Source organism: Mesorhizobium sp. M0500 (assembly GCF_040321165.1).
In the GTDB taxonomy this organism is placed as follows: domain Bacteria; phylum Pseudomonadota; class Alphaproteobacteria; order Rhizobiales; family Rhizobiaceae; genus Mesorhizobium.
The window spans coordinates 1-16469 of the sequence record NZ_JAMYRB010000051.1; the positions used below are offsets into that span (position 1 = coordinate 1).

A 16469-nucleotide genomic window follows, 5' to 3' on the forward strand; every position below is an offset into this window, starting at 1 on the left:
CGCTTGAATATGCAACCCGATCCGTCAAGGATCACAACGTGAACAGGGCTAACTTATAGACGCGGACAAAACGGGGAGCACGTCACTCCCGGACAATCACTTTGAGTTGGTAGCCGAAGCAACAACCTCCCAGCGCGGCCTCCATTCTCCGGTATGAAGTTGCGTCGCAGGGGCTGCCGTCGCCCCAGGTATCGACCAGTCTTCGCGCGTCGCCAATACCGGCGCAATCCCCAGTCACCACGGGCCTCTCCAAAATTCTTACGCCGACCGCACCTGCGGTCGAGCGTGTCGCGCCAACACAGCAGCGCCTCTGCATCGTTTGGACAACCCAACGCATACCTTCCGGTCCGGAAACTCGCTTACGCGTTTCATCGTCTATTCGGCAGTGGAAAATTAGGCCGACTTGGCAGTGCTCAGATTCGCGTAGCCGTCCTGCGTTCCGCTCGGAGAGGATGGCGAGTGGTTGCGGCAACTGCGCCTCAAGCTGGCTGGCGACCGCCGTCTGTAGCGCGCAGCTGCGGAGCAACACTCGCCCGACGTCAAAGACTGTGGCAAGACCGGCTTGATTGTATCGAACCTGAAACAGACCAACGCCGGCCCAACCTACACCTGAAACCAAAAGACAATATCGATGACCTCCAACAGCTACGCTCCCAAGGGTTCAAGCGCCTGCAAACATTGACCATGCCACTTTCGCTATCGCCGCTTGGATGAAGACGGCGGCGTCAATTTCATGGAGCAAGGTTTGCCGCCAGGGGGTTCTGCCCGATGGCCGCGACCAGGCTCGTGCATACCTCGATCACCATCACCAAGACCCTGCGAGACGCGGAAGAGGCAAGCCGCTTCATGAACTGGCTAGAAGACTCCAAAACCCAAAAGCCGCTGATCGATGCGAGCCGCAGTAACGAAGTGTAACCGGGTTCCCACTACAAGAAGCTCAAACCGCGCAAGACCGCTGATCGATACGACCACGATCTTCAACGGTCTTGCCCAATGGAAGCCGCCCCAATGGAAATCGCCACGAACGGCTATACGAACAGCCATCTGATGACGTCACGGCGCTTTGCGCCTCTCTTCTGGACGCAGTTCCTGTCCGCCTTCAACGACAATTTCCTCAAGAACACGCTGGTGTTCCTTATTCTGTTCACCCTGGCGGCGGACAAGGCAGCATCACTGGTCACGCTGGCGGGTGCCGTCTTCATGGCTCCTTTCCTGCTCCTGTCCGCCCTTGGTGGCGAGATCGCCGACCGGTTCGACAAGGCGCTCATCGCCCGTCGGCTGAAATTCACCGAGATCGCCGCTGCGGCTGTCGCTGTCGTTGGAATCGCGCTGTCGTCGATCCCGGTGCTGATGATGGCGTTGCTCATGTTCGGCATCATCTCGGCACTGTTCGGACCGATCAAGTACGGCATCTTGCCGGATCATCTCGAGCGCAAGGAATTGCCTCGCGCCAATGCCTGGATCGAATCGGCAACCTTCGCCGCCATCCTCGGCGGCACTATCGCCGGAGGCGTCGTCTCGGCCGATGGCATTGGCGTCTCGGTGTTCGGGCCGATCATGATGACCCTTGCCGTGGCCTGTTGGTTTGTCAGCCGCTACATTCCGTCCACCGGTTCTGCGGCTCCCGACCTAGTCATCGACAAAAACATCTTTCGCTCGACCTGGCGACAGGTGAACGGTTTGCGTGCCGACAAGCGGATCTGGCGCGCCGGACTGATGACGTCGTGGTTCTGGCTGATCGGGGCCATTGTCCTTTCGATCCTGCCTGCGTTGGTCAAGGATTCGCTCGGTGGCGGAGAAATCGCTGTCACCGCCTATCTCGCGGTGTTCGCCGTCTCGATCGCCCTTGGCTCTGCCATAGCCGCATGGATGTCGCAGGGCCGCATCGTGCTCTTGCCAGCCCCGGTTGGCACTGCGTTGATGGCCCTATTCGGCTTGGACCTGGCCTGGACCATCTGGAGTATGCAGCCTTCGCTCGGGGCCGAAACGCTCGCAATATTCTTCGCCGGGCCAAACACGGTCCACGTTGCGATCGACCTTGCCGGCATGGCTATTGCCAGCGCCTTTCTTGTCGTGCCGACCTTCGCCGCGGTACAAGCCTGGGCGCCCGAAGCCAGCCGCGCTCGCGTCGTCGCCGCGGTGAGCATCGTCAATGCAGGCTTCATGACTGTGGGCGGCATACTCGTCGCCGCAATTCAAGCAGCGGGCGTCTCCACTGGAGGTATCCTGTTCGGCCTCGCCGCACTCAACATGGTCGCCGCCTGGCTGATGCTGAGATATCTGCCAACCAACGCCTTCCGCGACTTCGTTTCCATTCTGTTCCGAGCCTTCCATCGTCTGGAGGTGGAGGGGCTGGAAAACCTCAAGGCGGCCGGCCCGGCACCCATCCTGGCGCTCAACCATGTCAGTTTCCTCGACGGCCCGCTGGCTTTGACGCTGACGGATGAGGAGCCGGTGTTTGCGATCGACTACACCATCGCCCAAGCCTGGTGGATGAAGCCGTTTATGAAACTTGCGCGCGCCCTGCCGCTCAATCCGGCCAAGCCGATGTCGACCCGCACGCTTATCAAGGTCGTGCAAGGCGGCAATCCGCTTGTCATCTTCCCCGAAGGCCGGATCACCGTGACCGGCGGCCTGATGAAGGTCTATGACGGTGCCGCCATGGTGGCCGACAAGACCGGTTCGATGGTCGTGCCAGTGCGCATCGACGGCCTGGAGAAGAGCTATTTTTCGCGGCTGAGTTCGCTGCATGTGCGCCGCCAGCTGTTCCCAAAGGTCAAGGTGACGATACTAGAACCGGCCAAACTTGAAGTACCGCCGGATCTCAAGGGCCGGAAGCGCCGCGCAGCGGCGGGTGCTGCCCTCTACCAGGTCATGTCGGATCTCGTCTTCCGCACCCAGGACATCGACAAGACTGTGCTGGAGAAGATCATCCAGACGGCGAGCGAACGCGGCATGAAGCAACTGGCCGTGCAGGACCCCGTCACCGGTTCGCTGAGCTACGGCAAGCTGCTGACAGCCGCCGCCGTGCTTGGCGAGAAATTCAAAAACCTCTATGCCGGCCAGCAGACGCTCGGCATCATGCTGCCCAACGCTAACGGCGCCTGTGCGACGCTGCTCGGCATCATGTCCGCCGGCAAGGTTCCGGCGATGATGAACTTCACTGCCGGTGCGGCCAACATCCTCTCCGCTTGCAAGGCCGCCGAGGTGCGCACCGTGCTGACTTCACGCGCCTTTGTCGAACAAGCGAAACTTGGCGCCGTGGTCGAGGAACTCGGCCGCTCGGTCGATATTGTGTGGCTTGATGATCTGCGGGCCACCATTGGCCTCAAGGACAAGCTGCTCGGCCTTTTGCGCAAAAATAGACCCCGGGTCGCCCGCAAGCCCGGCCAACCGGCGGTGATCCTGTTCACCTCAGGTTCTGAAGGCACGCCTAAGGGCGTGGTGCTCACCCATCGCAACATCCTGGCTAATGCCGCCCAGGCCGCCTCGCGTATCGACTTCCATTCGGGCGACAAGGTCTTCAACGTGCTGCCGATCTTCCACTCGTTCGGCATGACAGCAGGTACGGTGCTGCCGCTGATCTCGGGCGTGCCGGTCTATTTCTATCCCTCCCCGCTGCACTATCGCATCGTGCCGGAGTTGGTCTACGCATCGAACGCGACGATCCTCTTCGGCACCGATACGTTCCTCAGCGGCTATGCGCGTACGGCACACCCTTACGACTTCCGCTCAGTGCGCTATTGCTTTGCCGGCGCGGAACCGGTCAAGGCTTCTACGCGCGCGAGCTATATGGAAAAGTTCGGCCTGCGCATCCTCGAAGGCTATGGCGTGACCGAAACCGCGCCCGTGATCTCCATCAATACGCCGATGTACAACCGCTCCGGCAGTGTCGGCAAAATCATGCCGGGGATGGAGTACCGCCTGGACCCGGTGCCTGGCGTCGAGGATGGCGGACGGCTTTTCGTGCGCGGGCCCAATGTCATGGCAGGCTATCTGCGCACCGAGAAGCCGGGCGTGCTCGAGCCGCTCGAAGACGGCTGGCATGACACCGGCGACGTCGTCGCCGTCGACGACGTCGGCTTCATCACCATTCGAGGCCGCGCGAAGCGCTTTGCCAAGATCGGTGGCGAGATGGTTTCGCTGGCCGCCGTCGAGGCGCTGGCGGGCGAATTGTGGAAAGGCTCGCTCTCGGCGGTCGCCGCCGTGCCAGATGCGCGCAAGGGCGAAAAGCTGGTGCTCATTACCGAGGCCGTCAACGCCACACGTGCCGAATTCCTGGCCTTCGCCAAGGCCAACGGCGCCATGGACCTGATGGTGCCGGCCGAAGTGCGCGTCGTTGCGAAAGTGCCTGTCCTCGGCTCAGGCAAGCTCGATTTCTCCGCTGTGACCAAAAAGGTGAGCGGCGAAGACATGAAAACCCAAGCGGGCTTGACAATAGCCGACTGAGGAAGTCGGCCTGTTTGCCCAATCACGTGAAACTAGGCTAGACGCGGATGCATGCAGTTTCGAACGAGGCTTCGACTCGCTTCTTGTAAAAAATAGGCAACGTTGAATGCTGACATTCGATGGCTACCACGCCTCGGGCCTGTCGATGCCGTCGAAGAAGGTGACGGGGCAATCTGACGCCGGCAGACCTGCCCAAGGAAGGCAGCTATTCAGCCGGGAATCCCCCGAATTGTCCGGGAGTTAGCCTATTGCCCGTTGTTTAACTCACCAGAAACTCACTGGAGATGATTCATTATCGATGAAACTATGCGGGAAGCGTTGCCTTGGATATCCGCTCTCCGTCCAACACGGAAGCAAGCGAACCTCAAATGCAGTCTGTCTCACAACACTGCGCTGGCTACAGCCAAGTTCAATTCATCAGTCTCGTTGCAGAATTCGTTGTCACTAAGTCACTTGCGCCAGCAAGATAAATTGAGCCATTGCCGTTCATCTCGATCCGGTTGACCACAAAGATGCGAGGCTTACTGTCCGTCGACAATGCACCGCCACCTGTAAGAAAAAGCTTTTGTGACGGCAGATAGATTATGCCGCCTAGATCTGTATCGCCACCGCCAATGAGCGTGGAGGTTCTCTCCACGCCTTGGGGTTTTTGAGCTAGCGCGATCCCCATCCACGGGCCGCTGGTCGGCGCCGTCAGGCGTAGCTTGGCGCCGGCCTGCATTGTGGTGGTGGCCTGATCGTCGAGTAGAACGATGGTGGTACCGTCAGCTGCATCGAGAACCGCGCCGGAGGAGAGCGAAAGCCCTCCCGTCCTGATAACATACGTTCCCGCGGCAAGATTGACCACCGCTCCGACCGATAGAATGAGCCCTCCACAAAAAGTGCCGGGAACGAGATTTGCGGTGGCGTTTTTGATCACCAGGTTATTGTAGGTGCAGACATTGTCTGTTGGCCAGACCAGTCGAGAGATAATGGGATCTGCCAGCTCTTTCTGATTAAAAAGCGGTTGAGGGTTGAAGCCGGCAGACGGCCCGGAGGGGCCGACGACTGACGTCACCAATGTTCTGATGGACGATGCGCCATTCGTGGCTAGCGCAGACACCGATCTTGAATTCACCTGCGCAACGCATTTCTGGCCATTTATCGATGAAGACCCCGAATTCGACCATGCGTTCGAGGCGAACCGATCTAACACGAGAAGACAGACTGGGTATCGCGGATAGGCAATCGCGGTTGCGCTTCGGCTAATATCAAGTTTATCGACGCCAAGGATTGCCGAGAAGGCCAATTCCTGCGGTTGGTGCAATACAACCGTCACGATTGTGGGATTGGTTGATCCAACCGTCTGGTGGGCGTCACCACTATAGGGACTTCGCGTGGCCACAAAGGTGGGGCTGGCGAAAGTATCAACGTTCTCCTGACGCTGTTCCGACGTCATATCGCTGCTGTTCGCGCTTGCCACGGCCAACTGAAGGGCCGTGGAGTCGGCTCCCTCCTGCAACTGTTGGGCAGTTCGGCTCACGCGCGCAAAGTCTATCGCCACTCCGACGCCCAAAAGCACGACCGGCAAGACCAACGCAAACACCACGGCGAAGTTGCCGCGTTCTGAACGCCAAAATCGTTCGGTCACCCGCATGGAAGCCCCCCTCATTTAGCTGGGACTAACCTAGAGGCAGCATGTTGAGGGTCCGTTTCGCGAGCCGGTAAAGTTGTCTCGATCGCAAATCAGCTTGCGGGGAGCAGCTGAATCAGCGTCTCAAATTCATCACGATGACGCCGCCGAGCGCCAGTGCGCCGCCGTTTGGCGCCGGTCTGGCGATCGTCAAGGCCGGCGCCATTTCGATTGGATGTTCGAGCTGCCCGAAACCACAGGACCTAAGTCTGACCGCGTTGGGCAATGATCCTGCGCACAATGGCGCCTGGAACTTGCACGGCGGGTTGAAGTTGATAGCGTCGTCATGCGTATCCTAGTCCCTTCATGCGCTGATAGGGTCCGCTCCCACTGCTCGCACAGTGGCGAGCGGACCCTCGATCGCGCCCGCCTGCAGGAAGCCGCCAAGACCTGCGACCCCAAACGAAATAAGAACAAAAATGTCAAGAGCGCCTTGACCGGAGAGGAATTTGTTCCTTATTTCTGTTTCAATCTGAGGCGGGAAGGAATGGTCGCGAAGTGCCAAAAGCGCTGGTCGGCGAAGCTATGGCAAAAACAGCGGAGGACAATTTCCGGATCGAGGTTTGGGACCGCGAGGAGAAGGCGCTCGTTGAGACGATAAGTCGATCGCCGGATTCGAGCGTCAGCCAGGCCGCCTGGCAGGCAGCTATCAGGCGCCGGCCGGGGATGCTGCTGATCCACTACAACAGCCGGCATGTGATGGAGAAGATCGTTACACCAGGCGAGCCCACGGTTCCGCCGCATGCCATCGTTGCGGCTAGCGTGCACGCCGGCCTCGACGTATCGCTTGGCGATCTGCGCGAATGGCACACGCTGCGCGCTTGGTGCAAAAACTGCTCACATCATGCCGAGGTGAAGGCCGCTGGCCTGGTCCGGCCCTATGGCAAAGATGCGCTGTTCAGCACGGTCGAAAGGGCCCTGTTCTGTACGAGCTGTGACAGAGGCGGCCCGGTCAGGTTGGAGATCCACAAGCTGCCGAGGAACTGAAGCGCTTGCCTCGTGGGGAAGGTGGCCGGCGCCGCTTGGGGGGGCGTTGGGGTAGTTTGCCTGAATAGGCGCCGGCCGGGCGGGTTGGGGTCCGCCGCGGTGAATAGTACCGAACTCGGCGATTCAGGTAATTCCGCGATCACGGAAGACGGCCTACGCGCACCCGTCGGTTTCGCTTTCCTCGTCAACCGTCTTCACTGCCAGGTAGGCGTTGGTTTCCAGCCACTCGCCAAAGCACAACCTGGATGAGGTCCATTCGGCCAATTTTCATCTCAGCGGGCGATGGAATTGGGCGCGTCCTCCGTGGGCTCAAGTCAATGGGGTGCGATTCAAGATGGTCGGAAGATCGGCCCGCGACAGTGTCCGCGGTGCGGTCCGCGGCGTTCTCGATCTCTTCGGCAATGGAGATTCGGCTCATCCCGCCTCGCCCTCGTCCTCGTGGTCTTTACCTAGGACTGATTTCGGCAGCTTGGGAACCAATTTCCACATTTCGGAAAGCTGCTCGACTATCCGAGTGTGTGCACGGACACCACAGGATATGACGGATTGTCCCCGGAATGACACACCGCAGGCCACCCAGATCGGGTCCGGATCATCAGTTTTAGCATGAGGGGGGCAGCGGCTCGCAATTCCCCCCCAATAGCGGGTCAATCGGTGCCCCGAATGCCGAAAGCGGCGCGCAGCGACTGGTCAGCGAAGAGACGCGGCCGATATGATCGACATAGTTCTCTTCGTCGTCATAGATTTGCTCGCCTTCCCACCACACCAAATCGGCAGTGCTGTCGCCCAGGATCTTGCGTGCCCGGCGGGTAATGCCCGACCAAGCGCCCCGCAGGTCGAGATAGTTTTCGGTTTCAGGCGCCGCCGCGATAGCATCCTTCATGTGGAACTCGGGCGTGTCGCTTTCTGCGATGACGCGAAGCGCCGCAGTGGATTTTGCGCTGATCGGCTCGGCGATCAATTTCCGCGCCATCGCGACCGTCAGATCGGCCGGGCCGTCCTCTATGGCCGGAAGGGTGCGCGGCGTCGATAAGTTCTCGGGCGCGATCGGCTAATCCGACGCGGTCTTCACCAAGTTCGCCAGAGAGGACCTCCTCCATCACCTTACCCGCGGCGCCCCGGGTCCGGCTACGACCTCTTTCTGGAGCATGTGGGGCTCTCCGCTCCCCCGGGAGGATTGAAGGTACAGCCGAGGAAGTAACTCGTCGTGGTGGCAGAGGCATAGCCGTGCGCTGCGACCAGACCAGTGAGGCAGAGGTTCAGGAGCTTTTCGCCCGGATAGACCGAGAGAGCGGTGGCCTCGATATCCTGGTGAACAACGCTTGGGGCGGCCACCAGCATCACGTCACGACGTCTCCCTTTTGGACGCAACCACTGGGTCACTGGGATGCGATGTTCAACAGCGGCGTTCGGAACCACATCCTGGCAGCTAGAGCCGGGTCGGACTGTTCGTCCATCAAAGGAGTGGGCTGATCGTCACGCCCACGTTCTGGGACAGAGGTCGTTACACGGGCAATATTTTTTATGATCTCTCCAAAGCGGCAATGTCGCGTCCCGCTTTCGGGCTGGCGCAAGAATTGCGGCCCCACGGAGTGGCGTCGGTGGCCGTTTCTCCCGGCTGGATGCGGACCGAGTTCGTTCTTGCCAATTTCCGGACCAGCGAGGAGCAATGGCAGGATGTCCCGGCCCTCTCCGGAACGGAGTCGGTGTTCTATGTTGGCCGTGCGGTGGTCGCTCTCGCGTGCGACCCAGCGATCATGGAAAGATCCGGCAACGTCTATCGGGTGGGCGACCTGGCTCGGGAATATGGCTTTCGGACGTGGAAGGCAGGTCTCGCCGTTCGAGATTCCGGATCAGGTTCGCGGGTGATGTTTGGCCAGTGCAATCGGCACAGTCGCACGACCATGGGTTAGGGTGCCATTAGCCTAACCCGATTGTCAGGGAAAAATGTTTTGTTCGTCTCGAGAGCTTCAGCCCAGCTTCAACAATCCGGAAAGTGGCCGCTCACTATTCAGGTCGGCGGCAGCCGAGTGCCGGTCGCGCAAAGTGCCCCACTTGGAGATACAGGCCGATACGGCGCAGCCCCATTCCACCGCTGAGTGGCGGCAGGCGATGTCGGCACGGACCTTCAGGCTCGATCCCCGGGCACTTCCCGCCCAAGCTCGAGCTTGCGCTGCTTCTGAAAGGTAGCAGCCAGGATATTCTGCCGATGACCAAGTCGGCGGGCGGCACGTTCGCAGGGCAGTTAGTGCCTGTGGCACGCAAGTCGGCAAGCTAAGGGCCGGAGGGAACGAGCGGGCCGTGATAACCCAGGACAGCATGGATGGCTGGAGGGGCTTCACGCCGGAAAGGAAAATTCCTGTCGACATGTGAGACGAGTGGGCCATCCGAGAGAAGGTGGTATTCTGGTCGATCCATCCGGGCCTTGCGATTTCTCACTTTTGCTGCGTCTATTTATGAACCGGTCTGGCCTCTTCGTCGGATCAAACACGCTGGGAAGTCACAAGGAGTATATGCCCATGGCAACTGGAACCGTGAAGTGGTTCAACAGCACAAAAGGGTTTGGGTTTATCCAACCCGACGATGGCGGTCAGGACGTTTTCGTTCACATCTCCGCCGTCGAGCGCGCTGGTTTGTCGAACCTCGTTGAGGGCCAAAAGATCAACTACGACATTGAGCAGGACCGACGTACCGGCAAGTCTTCTGCTGGCAATCTCCGCAAAGCAGGTTGATTTCTCTCGCGCGCCGTGGCGAAAGCCGCAGGAGCGCGGCAAGTCACGAAATGTACTGACCGCCGTGTAGAAAGCGCGCCAAGCTTGGTGTGATGTAGAGACCTGGGCAGCAGATTGCTGCAACGCTTCAGAAACGATCGTGTGAACCAGGTTGTCAGGCAACGGAAGGCGGGAAGTCCCCTGCATTTTTCGCGTTTGCGTCCTCCAGCGTAGGATGGTTGGCGACGTGGGGTTGCCCCGCGAAGCACTTTGGCTTGTTGCATCCCACAGCAATGTCATTGAAGATAGCCTAAGTTGGCCCACATGGACATTGCGTCGGATTTCTCCTCCCATTCGTCCGGCGCGTTCCCCTTTGGAGGTTTAGGCTGCCTTCATACTTGGCCGGGCTCAACAGTCCGGCCTTTTTCTTTTTGTCGGTGGGCTGCGGTACATTGGATATGATGCGCATTCGCACTGAGCCGCTCGACAAGCATTATGACCAGTAAGGATCATCAAATGGCAAATCCTCCACGCCGACCCACAAATCCGATGTCAGCCGCTGAAGCCGCCTTCAAGCCGATCAAAAAGCCGGCGGCGCCGGTTCGCGAACCGTCGGCTGCTCCAAATATCAGAGAGCTTGTTTCGATCAGGATCGATAGGGCCGTGCTGGACCACTTCCAGGAAGATGGACCGGGCTGGCAGGATCGGATCAACGACACCTTGCGGCGCGCTATCTCCAAAGAACCGACCAATGCCGGTGACAAACGATCAGACGACTACTGATCGGCACGGCGCTGATAGCGGCGACGCAGATGGAGTTGAACGGAAGCATAAGCGTAAGCGATTGCGCGTCTTTTGGACAACCGACAACGCGTATCCTGGAATTTTTTCATCGAGCCGCGGCCGAACCCCTCTATGCTCCGGGCGGAGACCCGAATGGCATTTCGATTCGTACACACGGCCGACATTCACCTCGACTCGCCGCTGCGTTCGCTGGCGCTGCGAAACCCTGATCTTGCCGAACTCGTGGGAGACGCCAGTCGCCAGGCATTTGTCTCGATAATAGATCTCTGCCTTGCGGAAGGTGTCGATGCGCTCGTCGTTGCCGGCGATCTTTATGATGGCGACCAGACGTCGATGAAAACCGCCCGTTTCCTGGCGTCGCAAATGACACGCCTCCACCAGGCCGGCATCAGGGTTTTCAAGATCCGCGGAAACCACGACGCCTTATCGCGCATATCGAAACAGCTCGTTTTTCCGGACACGGTCAGGATCTTCGGCGGCCGCCCCCAGTCGGTGCTGCAAACGGCCGGCGGGCTTGACGTCGCATTCCATGGATTGAGCTTCGCGAACCCAAAGGCCCCGGAAAGCCTGCTGCCCAAGTATCCGGCGGCCCGGGAAGGGGCGGTCAATGTGGGCATCATGCACACCAGCCTCGCTGGATCGCCCGGTCACGATGTCTATGCCCCTTGCAGCATCGCTGACCTGCACGGCCATGGTTTTGACTATTGGGCGCTTGGGCACATCCACGTGCGCCAAGTCCCTCCTGGAGCAAGCACCGTTGTGATGCCGGGAATGCCGCAGGGCAGGGACATCAACGAGGCCGGAGAGAAATCCGTCACTCTGGTCACGATACGAGATGACCGGTCCGTCGAGATCGAGGAAAAACTGACCAGTATCGCGCAGTTCGAGCGGGCGAGCGTCGATCTGACCGGTACGGTCGAATGGTCTGAGGTCGTCGGCCGTGTCCGCTCCGCGCTCGAAGATATCCGGGGTTCCGTCAGATCCCGCCACGCTGTGGTCCGTCTCGGACTGGCCGGGGCGTCGCCGTTGTCATGGGCGCTGATCCGCGACAGGGACCTGCTGCTGGCCGAAGCCGAGCAGGCGGCGGAGCAGACGGGCGACACATGGGTCGAAAAGCTTGAGCTTGACCTCGCTCCACAGAGCTCGGAAACAGCCGATGACGTCGCCGATCCGATTTTCGAACTCGCGCAATCCATGCGTGCCGATGTCAAGTCAGAGGCCTTCCGCGCCGAGGCGAGGGCGCTTGTCCAAAAGATTATTGCCGATCTGCCGCCGGACGGGCGCGGCTTCGCCGGACGGGACGAAGCTGGGCTGGAACTGTTCATCGACAAGGTGCTTGCCAGCGGTGCCGACCTGGTCACGGCCCGCCTCAAGGCAGGTGGAGCGCAATGAGGCTGCGGCGCCTTGATCTTATTCGTTATGGAAAGTTCACCGACGGGACGATCGAATTCGGCCCAAGGCCGGAGTCCGGTCCCGACTTCCACATTGTGTTCGGGCTGAACGAAGCCGGCAAGTCGACCGCACTTTCCGGTTATCTGGACCTGCTGTTCGGTATCGAGGAACGCAGCCGCTACAATTTCCTGCACGAGTACAGCGCGATGCGTATCGGCGGGGTGCTCGAACTCGCCGGCACTGAGCACACATTCACGCGCACGAAGCAGCGTACCAACTCGCTGCTGAACGCAATGGAGCAACCGGTGAGCGAAGTGGCGATAGCGGCCCATCTCGCAGGTCTGTCGCGTGACGCATACGAGACCATGTTCTCGCTGGACGACGACACGCTGGAAGCAGGCGGAAAATCAATCCTGGAGTCGCGTGGCGACCTGGGCAAGCTCCTGTTCACGGCCAGCGCCGGTCTTGGGCATGCGAGCGACACGTTGAGCGCGCTAGAGGCCGAAGCGGACGGGCTCTATCGCAAGCAGGCTCACGGAACCGAACTTGCGCTGCTCAAGAAGCGCCTTGCGGAACTCAAGTCACGCAGGGACGCGATCGACACCTTGGCATCGACTTTTGAAAGCCTTGAGGCCGAACGTCTTGACGCGGCGGAAAAATACGACCGCAGTATTGCTGAACGGTCGGTGCTGTCGGCTCGGCTTGACACCATTGCCAGGTATCTTCGCGCTATCCCGATCCTCGCCGACATCCGACGCAAGGCGGCCCAGCTTGCCGAGCTGCCTGACATCGCTTCACCGTTGCGCACCTGGACAGGCACCGTCACCGGACTGATCGATGACGACGCCAGCCTGAGAACGCGGCTGTCAGGGAACATCGACGACGCCGAGCGCGTGACAATGAAAATCGGCTCGGTCGATGTGGACGAGGCGATCCTGGCAATGTCCGAGCGGGTTCGGGCGCTCGCGGATCGCAAAGTACGCCATGTCTCCGCAGGCCTGGACCTGCCAAGCCGCAGGACCGAGCTGCAGATACTCGACAGCGCCGTGGCGACTTGCCTTGCCGCCCTTGGAAGATCGTCCGAGGCAGACCCGGCTGCGCTGCTTTTGCCTGCTGCCACAGTCGGCGCTGTTCGCGCCATGCTCGAAGAGCGATCGGGAATCGCCACCGGCGTACGCGTTGCCCGCAACGAATGCGCGGCGGCGCTCGATGCACTTCAGGCGGCACGCGAGCGGGTTGGGCAAGAGAGGGGGGTGCCCGAACCTGCCAGGGCAAGGCTGGCCTCGGCCTTGTCGAAAGCGCGAGCCAGCGGGCACCTAAAAGACCTCAAGATGGCCCGCGAGGCGGAGGACGCGAGCACGGTTCGATGGGAGGCGGCAGTCGCTCGACTGCATCCCTGGTCCGGAGACGCCGGGGCACTGGCCAGGGTGCCCGTCCCGAGTGTCAGGCAGGTTGGTGCATGGAAGGTGCGGGCAGCTGGGTTGGGAAAGAGCAGGGCTGTCCTTTGCGAACGTCTCGCCGAACACCAGGAGAGTCACGACCTGCTCTCGGCTCGCCTGGATGCGGTTCGTGCCTCGGTCGATGTACCCGATGATGAGGCGGCCTCCGCCATTCGCCGCGCCCGAGACGAGGCGTGGGCCAGGCATCGGGGCGAACTTACTGGCCAAACTGCTGACGATTTCGAGGCGCTATTGGCGCGTGACGACAGTGTTGGAGCGGTTCGGCTGGCCAACGCGCGAGAGCTCGCCGAGATCCGGACAACGCTCCGCAGCCTCACCGAAACAACAGCCGCCATCACACGTATCCGCGACCAACTTGCACCGATCGACCTGGACGATCAGGCTGTATTCTCCGAACTTCGTGCGGTGGCCAGCGAGCTGCTGGCAGAGTGCCTGGAATTCTCGCCCGAGCGTCTGATCGAAACGATCGAGGATCGTACCTCTGCCCGCATTGATGCGCTCGCGGCCTGGGAGGAGGTCGAGCTGGCACGCAAGAAGGCCCGCCGCGCGCTCGACGAGGGAGAGCAGATCCAGCTGGAGTTGATCGGGGCGTTGGCGAAGGTCGGCCTAGTCTCGGAACCCGGCGACGGCCTGGAGACTGTCATGGCCGTGGCAGAACTGTTCCTCGACAGGCAGCTCAAGGTCGATGCGGAGCGTGCCGAGGCGCTTAAGACCGTGAGCGCGAAAGAGGAGGATCTGGCCGCCAGACGGCGGGCTTTGGACGTGGCAGAAAGGCGCGAGGAGGAATGGTTGGCCGGCATTACCGAAGCGCTTGCCGGCACCTGGCTTGAAAGCGGCATTTCGGCGCCCGGCGTGGGCAACGTGCTCGATCAATTGGCTGAGCTATCGCAAAGCATTCAGGAGCGGGATGCCATGCAGCTCCGCATAGAGAAGATGGAGGCAGACCGAGACAACTTCATTGTCGAGGTCACCGCTGCCGCAGCTGAAGCGGGTGAGCCGGCGAACGACGACGAACCGGAGCAGTTGGCGATCCGGCTTGCTGAGCGCTTGGAGCGCGCCGATCGCTCCAGAGAGATGAAGGCAAACCTCATCAATGACCTGCAGCGCCTGCAGGACGCTCGTGACAGTCTCAATCTCGAGACAACGGCGCATGAGCGACGCAAAAGTGAGGTCCTGACCGCCTTTGGCGTCACCACGTTGCCGGAAGTCGTGGAACGCGACGAGTTGCTACGGGAAAGGGATCGCCTGCGCGCTGCCGTTGCCGAGCTTGAGGAGCAGCTGTCGGTAGAGCTCGCGGTGGAAGGGTTCGACCAGGCGCGTTCGATCCTGGATTCTGTCGAGGTCGATAGTCTCCTGGTCGAGAAGGCTGAAAGTGAGCAACGGCTTCGGGATCTCGATGAAGCGATACAACAGCAGCTTATTCGCCAGACCCGGGCGACCGACAAGCTGGACGCGATTGGCGGCGACAGCGCGGTTGCGCGGATAGATGCCGAACGCCGCACCGTCTTGCTCGAAATCGAAGAAAAGGCAGTCCGCTATTTCGAGCTAAAACTAGGAGTTATGGCCGCCGGGAACGCTCTGCGCGTGTACCGCGAGCGCCATCGCTCCGGGATGATGAAGCGGGCATCTGACGCTTTCGCACTCATCACGCGCAGTCAGTATTCGGGGCTTGCGACCCAACCCGTGAAGGGCGGAGAAGTCCTCATCGCATTGCAGGGCGACGGGCAGTCCAAGGTCGCCGACGCGCTATCAAAGGGTGCGCGTTTTCAGCTCTACCTGGCGCTGCGGCTTGCCGGATACTACGAGTTCGCGCAGTTTCGACCCTCCGTGCCATTCATCGCCGACGACATCATGGAGACCTTCGACCATTTCCGGTCCGAGGAGGTTTTCAGGTTGTTTGGTGAGATGGCAAGCGCTGGCCAGGTGATTTATCTGACGCATCACCAGCACCTGTGCGAGATCGCCAAGGCTGTTGTTCCCGGCGTTACAATTCACGAGCTCACGTAGTTGGCTGATGCCGCGTGGGATGAGTTGAGGCCCAGCTGCGAACTGAAAGTAAACGGCCGGGCCGTCAGAAAGACAACGCGAACCGGATCGAGGGCCGCCACGGCGTCGGGGACGCGTTCCCATCCTCTGCCGGCAAGCCGAAAGCCCCAAGCTGGGCAGCCCATGTGAATTAGAGCCTCGGCGGCTCCGGCGCCGAAAAGCCGTTCAAAATGAGCGATGCCGCGCTGGCGCAATTCGGGATTTGAAATCATTTCAGGTCTTCTTTTGGTGTTCTTTGCGTCCGGCAGCGCCACCTGATATTGGTAGGCGCGGTCGATCGCTGATAAGATAGCTCACCCATCCTCCGACCCGCTTCAGTCTCGATCTCCCACCTCTTGTGATGCCACTGCCGACTGAAGCCTGAGGAGACCGCGACCCGAAAATATTGAATCTCGCGCTCCAGGTGGGCGACCTGGACGATCAGTGCGCGAACCGGGGCTCTCGCGTCGCCGTTACAGAAGGCGATGACGGCGTCGACGTCGCGCTCCAGATCGTCATCCTGGCCGGCTATTTTCTCGGCATGCATCAGGCCGCCTAGTTCGAAGCCATGGGGCCGTCGTAATGGATCTTGATGAGCCCCGGAACTGCTTCGGCGATCTGTTCGATCTGGCCTTCGAGATAGCCGTTGTGGAGCATCGCGGCCTTGAGAGCTTTCAGCATGTCGCCGCCGTGGAGTGTGATCAGCTTTTCGGCCGCATGCTGCAGCGCGACTTCCTCAGCCCCTGGCAGGGGAGTTTCCTTGCACATTGGGCACTCTCTTTCGTGCGCATGCCACAGTGAACAAAATGAGAACGCAAGAGTCAAGTCGGCCGAACCCTTCATGTCGTCGTCAATCGCCGTCCTGCTCGTCTTCGCTGCGCACTTCAGCCGTCAGGAAGCCGCCCCCCGCGTTGGGGGGGGCGGGGGGCGGGGGCACATTGGGTTTTTTTGTGTATTTGGTTTTTTAAA

Annotated in this window: 14 protein-coding genes; 10 read left to right on the forward strand and 4 right to left on the reverse strand. The window is 60.4% G+C overall.

Annotated features, from left to right (window positions below):
- Positions 1-768: 768 nt before the first annotated feature.
- Positions 769-915, forward strand: coding sequence for a hypothetical protein (locus NKI70_RS32965; RefSeq protein WP_352648047.1), 147 nt, complete (start codon positions 769-771; stop codon positions 913-915).
- Positions 916-1008: 93 nt separating this feature from the next.
- Positions 1009-4449, forward strand: coding sequence for an acyl-[ACP]--phospholipid O-acyltransferase (locus NKI70_RS32970; RefSeq protein WP_352726283.1), 3441 nt, complete (start codon positions 1009-1011; stop codon positions 4447-4449).
- 409 nt (positions 4450-4858) lie between these two features.
- On the opposite strand, the gene NKI70_RS32975 is transcribed toward NKI70_RS32970, so the two are convergent.
- Positions 4859-6085 (reverse strand): pilus assembly protein TadG-related protein, encoded by a 1227-nt coding sequence (locus tag NKI70_RS32975; protein WP_352693165.1) that lies wholly within the window; start codon positions 6083-6085, stop codon positions 4859-4861.
- Positions 6086-6646: 561 nt separating this feature from the next.
- Here NKI70_RS32975 and NKI70_RS32980 point away from each other — a divergent pair.
- Complete coding sequence (locus NKI70_RS32980; RefSeq protein WP_352726285.1) at positions 6647-7108, forward strand: hypothetical protein; 462 nt, start codon at positions 6647-6649, stop codon at positions 7106-7108.
- Positions 7109-7709: 601 nt separating this feature from the next.
- On the opposite strand, the gene NKI70_RS32985 is transcribed toward NKI70_RS32980, so the two are convergent.
- Positions 7710-8069: a hypothetical protein gene (locus NKI70_RS32985; protein ID WP_352693162.1), complete on the reverse strand. Its 360-nt coding sequence runs from the start codon at positions 8067-8069 to the stop codon at positions 7710-7712.
- 137 nt (positions 8070-8206) lie between these two features.
- Between NKI70_RS32985 and NKI70_RS32990 the strand changes: the two genes are divergently transcribed.
- The 6 genes from NKI70_RS32990 (at position 8207) to NKI70_RS33015 (ending at position 15482) form a co-directional block, all read left to right on the forward strand.
- Positions 8207-8581 (forward strand): SDR family NAD(P)-dependent oxidoreductase, encoded by a 375-nt coding sequence (locus NKI70_RS32990; protein ID WP_352726293.1) that lies wholly within the window; start codon positions 8207-8209, stop codon positions 8579-8581.
- On the forward strand, positions 8581-9021 hold the full coding sequence (locus tag NKI70_RS32995; RefSeq protein WP_502898954.1) for a Rossmann-fold NAD(P)-binding domain-containing protein: 441 nt from the start codon (positions 8581-8583) through the stop codon (positions 9019-9021). Before NKI70_RS32990 ends, NKI70_RS32995 begins: the two co-directional genes overlap by 1 nt.
- Before the next feature lie 606 nt (positions 9022-9627).
- The gene (locus NKI70_RS33000; RefSeq protein ID WP_031194806.1) at positions 9628-9840 is read left to right on the forward strand and encodes a cold-shock protein; all 213 of its coding nucleotides are present in this window, start codon (positions 9628-9630) and stop codon (positions 9838-9840) included.
- A gap of 495 nt (positions 9841-10335) precedes the next feature.
- Positions 10336-10602, forward strand: coding sequence for a BrnA antitoxin family protein (locus NKI70_RS33005; RefSeq protein ID WP_352450411.1), 267 nt, complete (start codon positions 10336-10338; stop codon positions 10600-10602).
- Between the two features lie 153 nt (positions 10603-10755).
- Entirely contained in the window at positions 10756-12015 is a 1260-nt protein-coding gene (locus NKI70_RS33010; protein WP_352726287.1) for a metallophosphoesterase family protein, read from the forward strand.
- The gene (locus tag NKI70_RS33015) at positions 12012-15482 is read left to right on the forward strand and encodes an ATP-binding protein (protein ID WP_352693160.1); all 3471 of its coding nucleotides are present in this window, start codon (positions 12012-12014) and stop codon (positions 15480-15482) included. The genes NKI70_RS33010 and NKI70_RS33015 overlap by 4 nt, the downstream gene beginning before the upstream one ends.
- On the opposite strand, the gene NKI70_RS33020 is transcribed toward NKI70_RS33015, so the two are convergent.
- Positions 15467-15775, reverse strand: a complete 309-nt coding sequence (locus NKI70_RS33020; protein ID WP_352726289.1) for a hypothetical protein — start codon at positions 15773-15775, stop codon at positions 15467-15469. The two genes, NKI70_RS33015 and NKI70_RS33020, sit on opposite strands and share 16 nt — an antisense overlap.
- Positions 15776-15906: 131 nt before the next feature.
- Here NKI70_RS33020 and NKI70_RS33025 point away from each other — a divergent pair, with 131 nt between their 5' ends.
- Complete coding sequence (locus tag NKI70_RS33025) at positions 15907-16059, forward strand: hypothetical protein (RefSeq protein WP_352726291.1); 153 nt, start codon at positions 15907-15909, stop codon at positions 16057-16059.
- Here NKI70_RS33025 and NKI70_RS33030 read toward each other — a convergent pair.
- On the reverse strand, positions 16056-16268 hold the full coding sequence (locus NKI70_RS33030; RefSeq protein ID WP_352693156.1) for a hypothetical protein: 213 nt from the start codon (positions 16266-16268) through the stop codon (positions 16056-16058). The genes NKI70_RS33025 and NKI70_RS33030 overlap by 4 nt on opposite strands.
- Positions 16269-16469 lie beyond the last annotated feature (201 nt).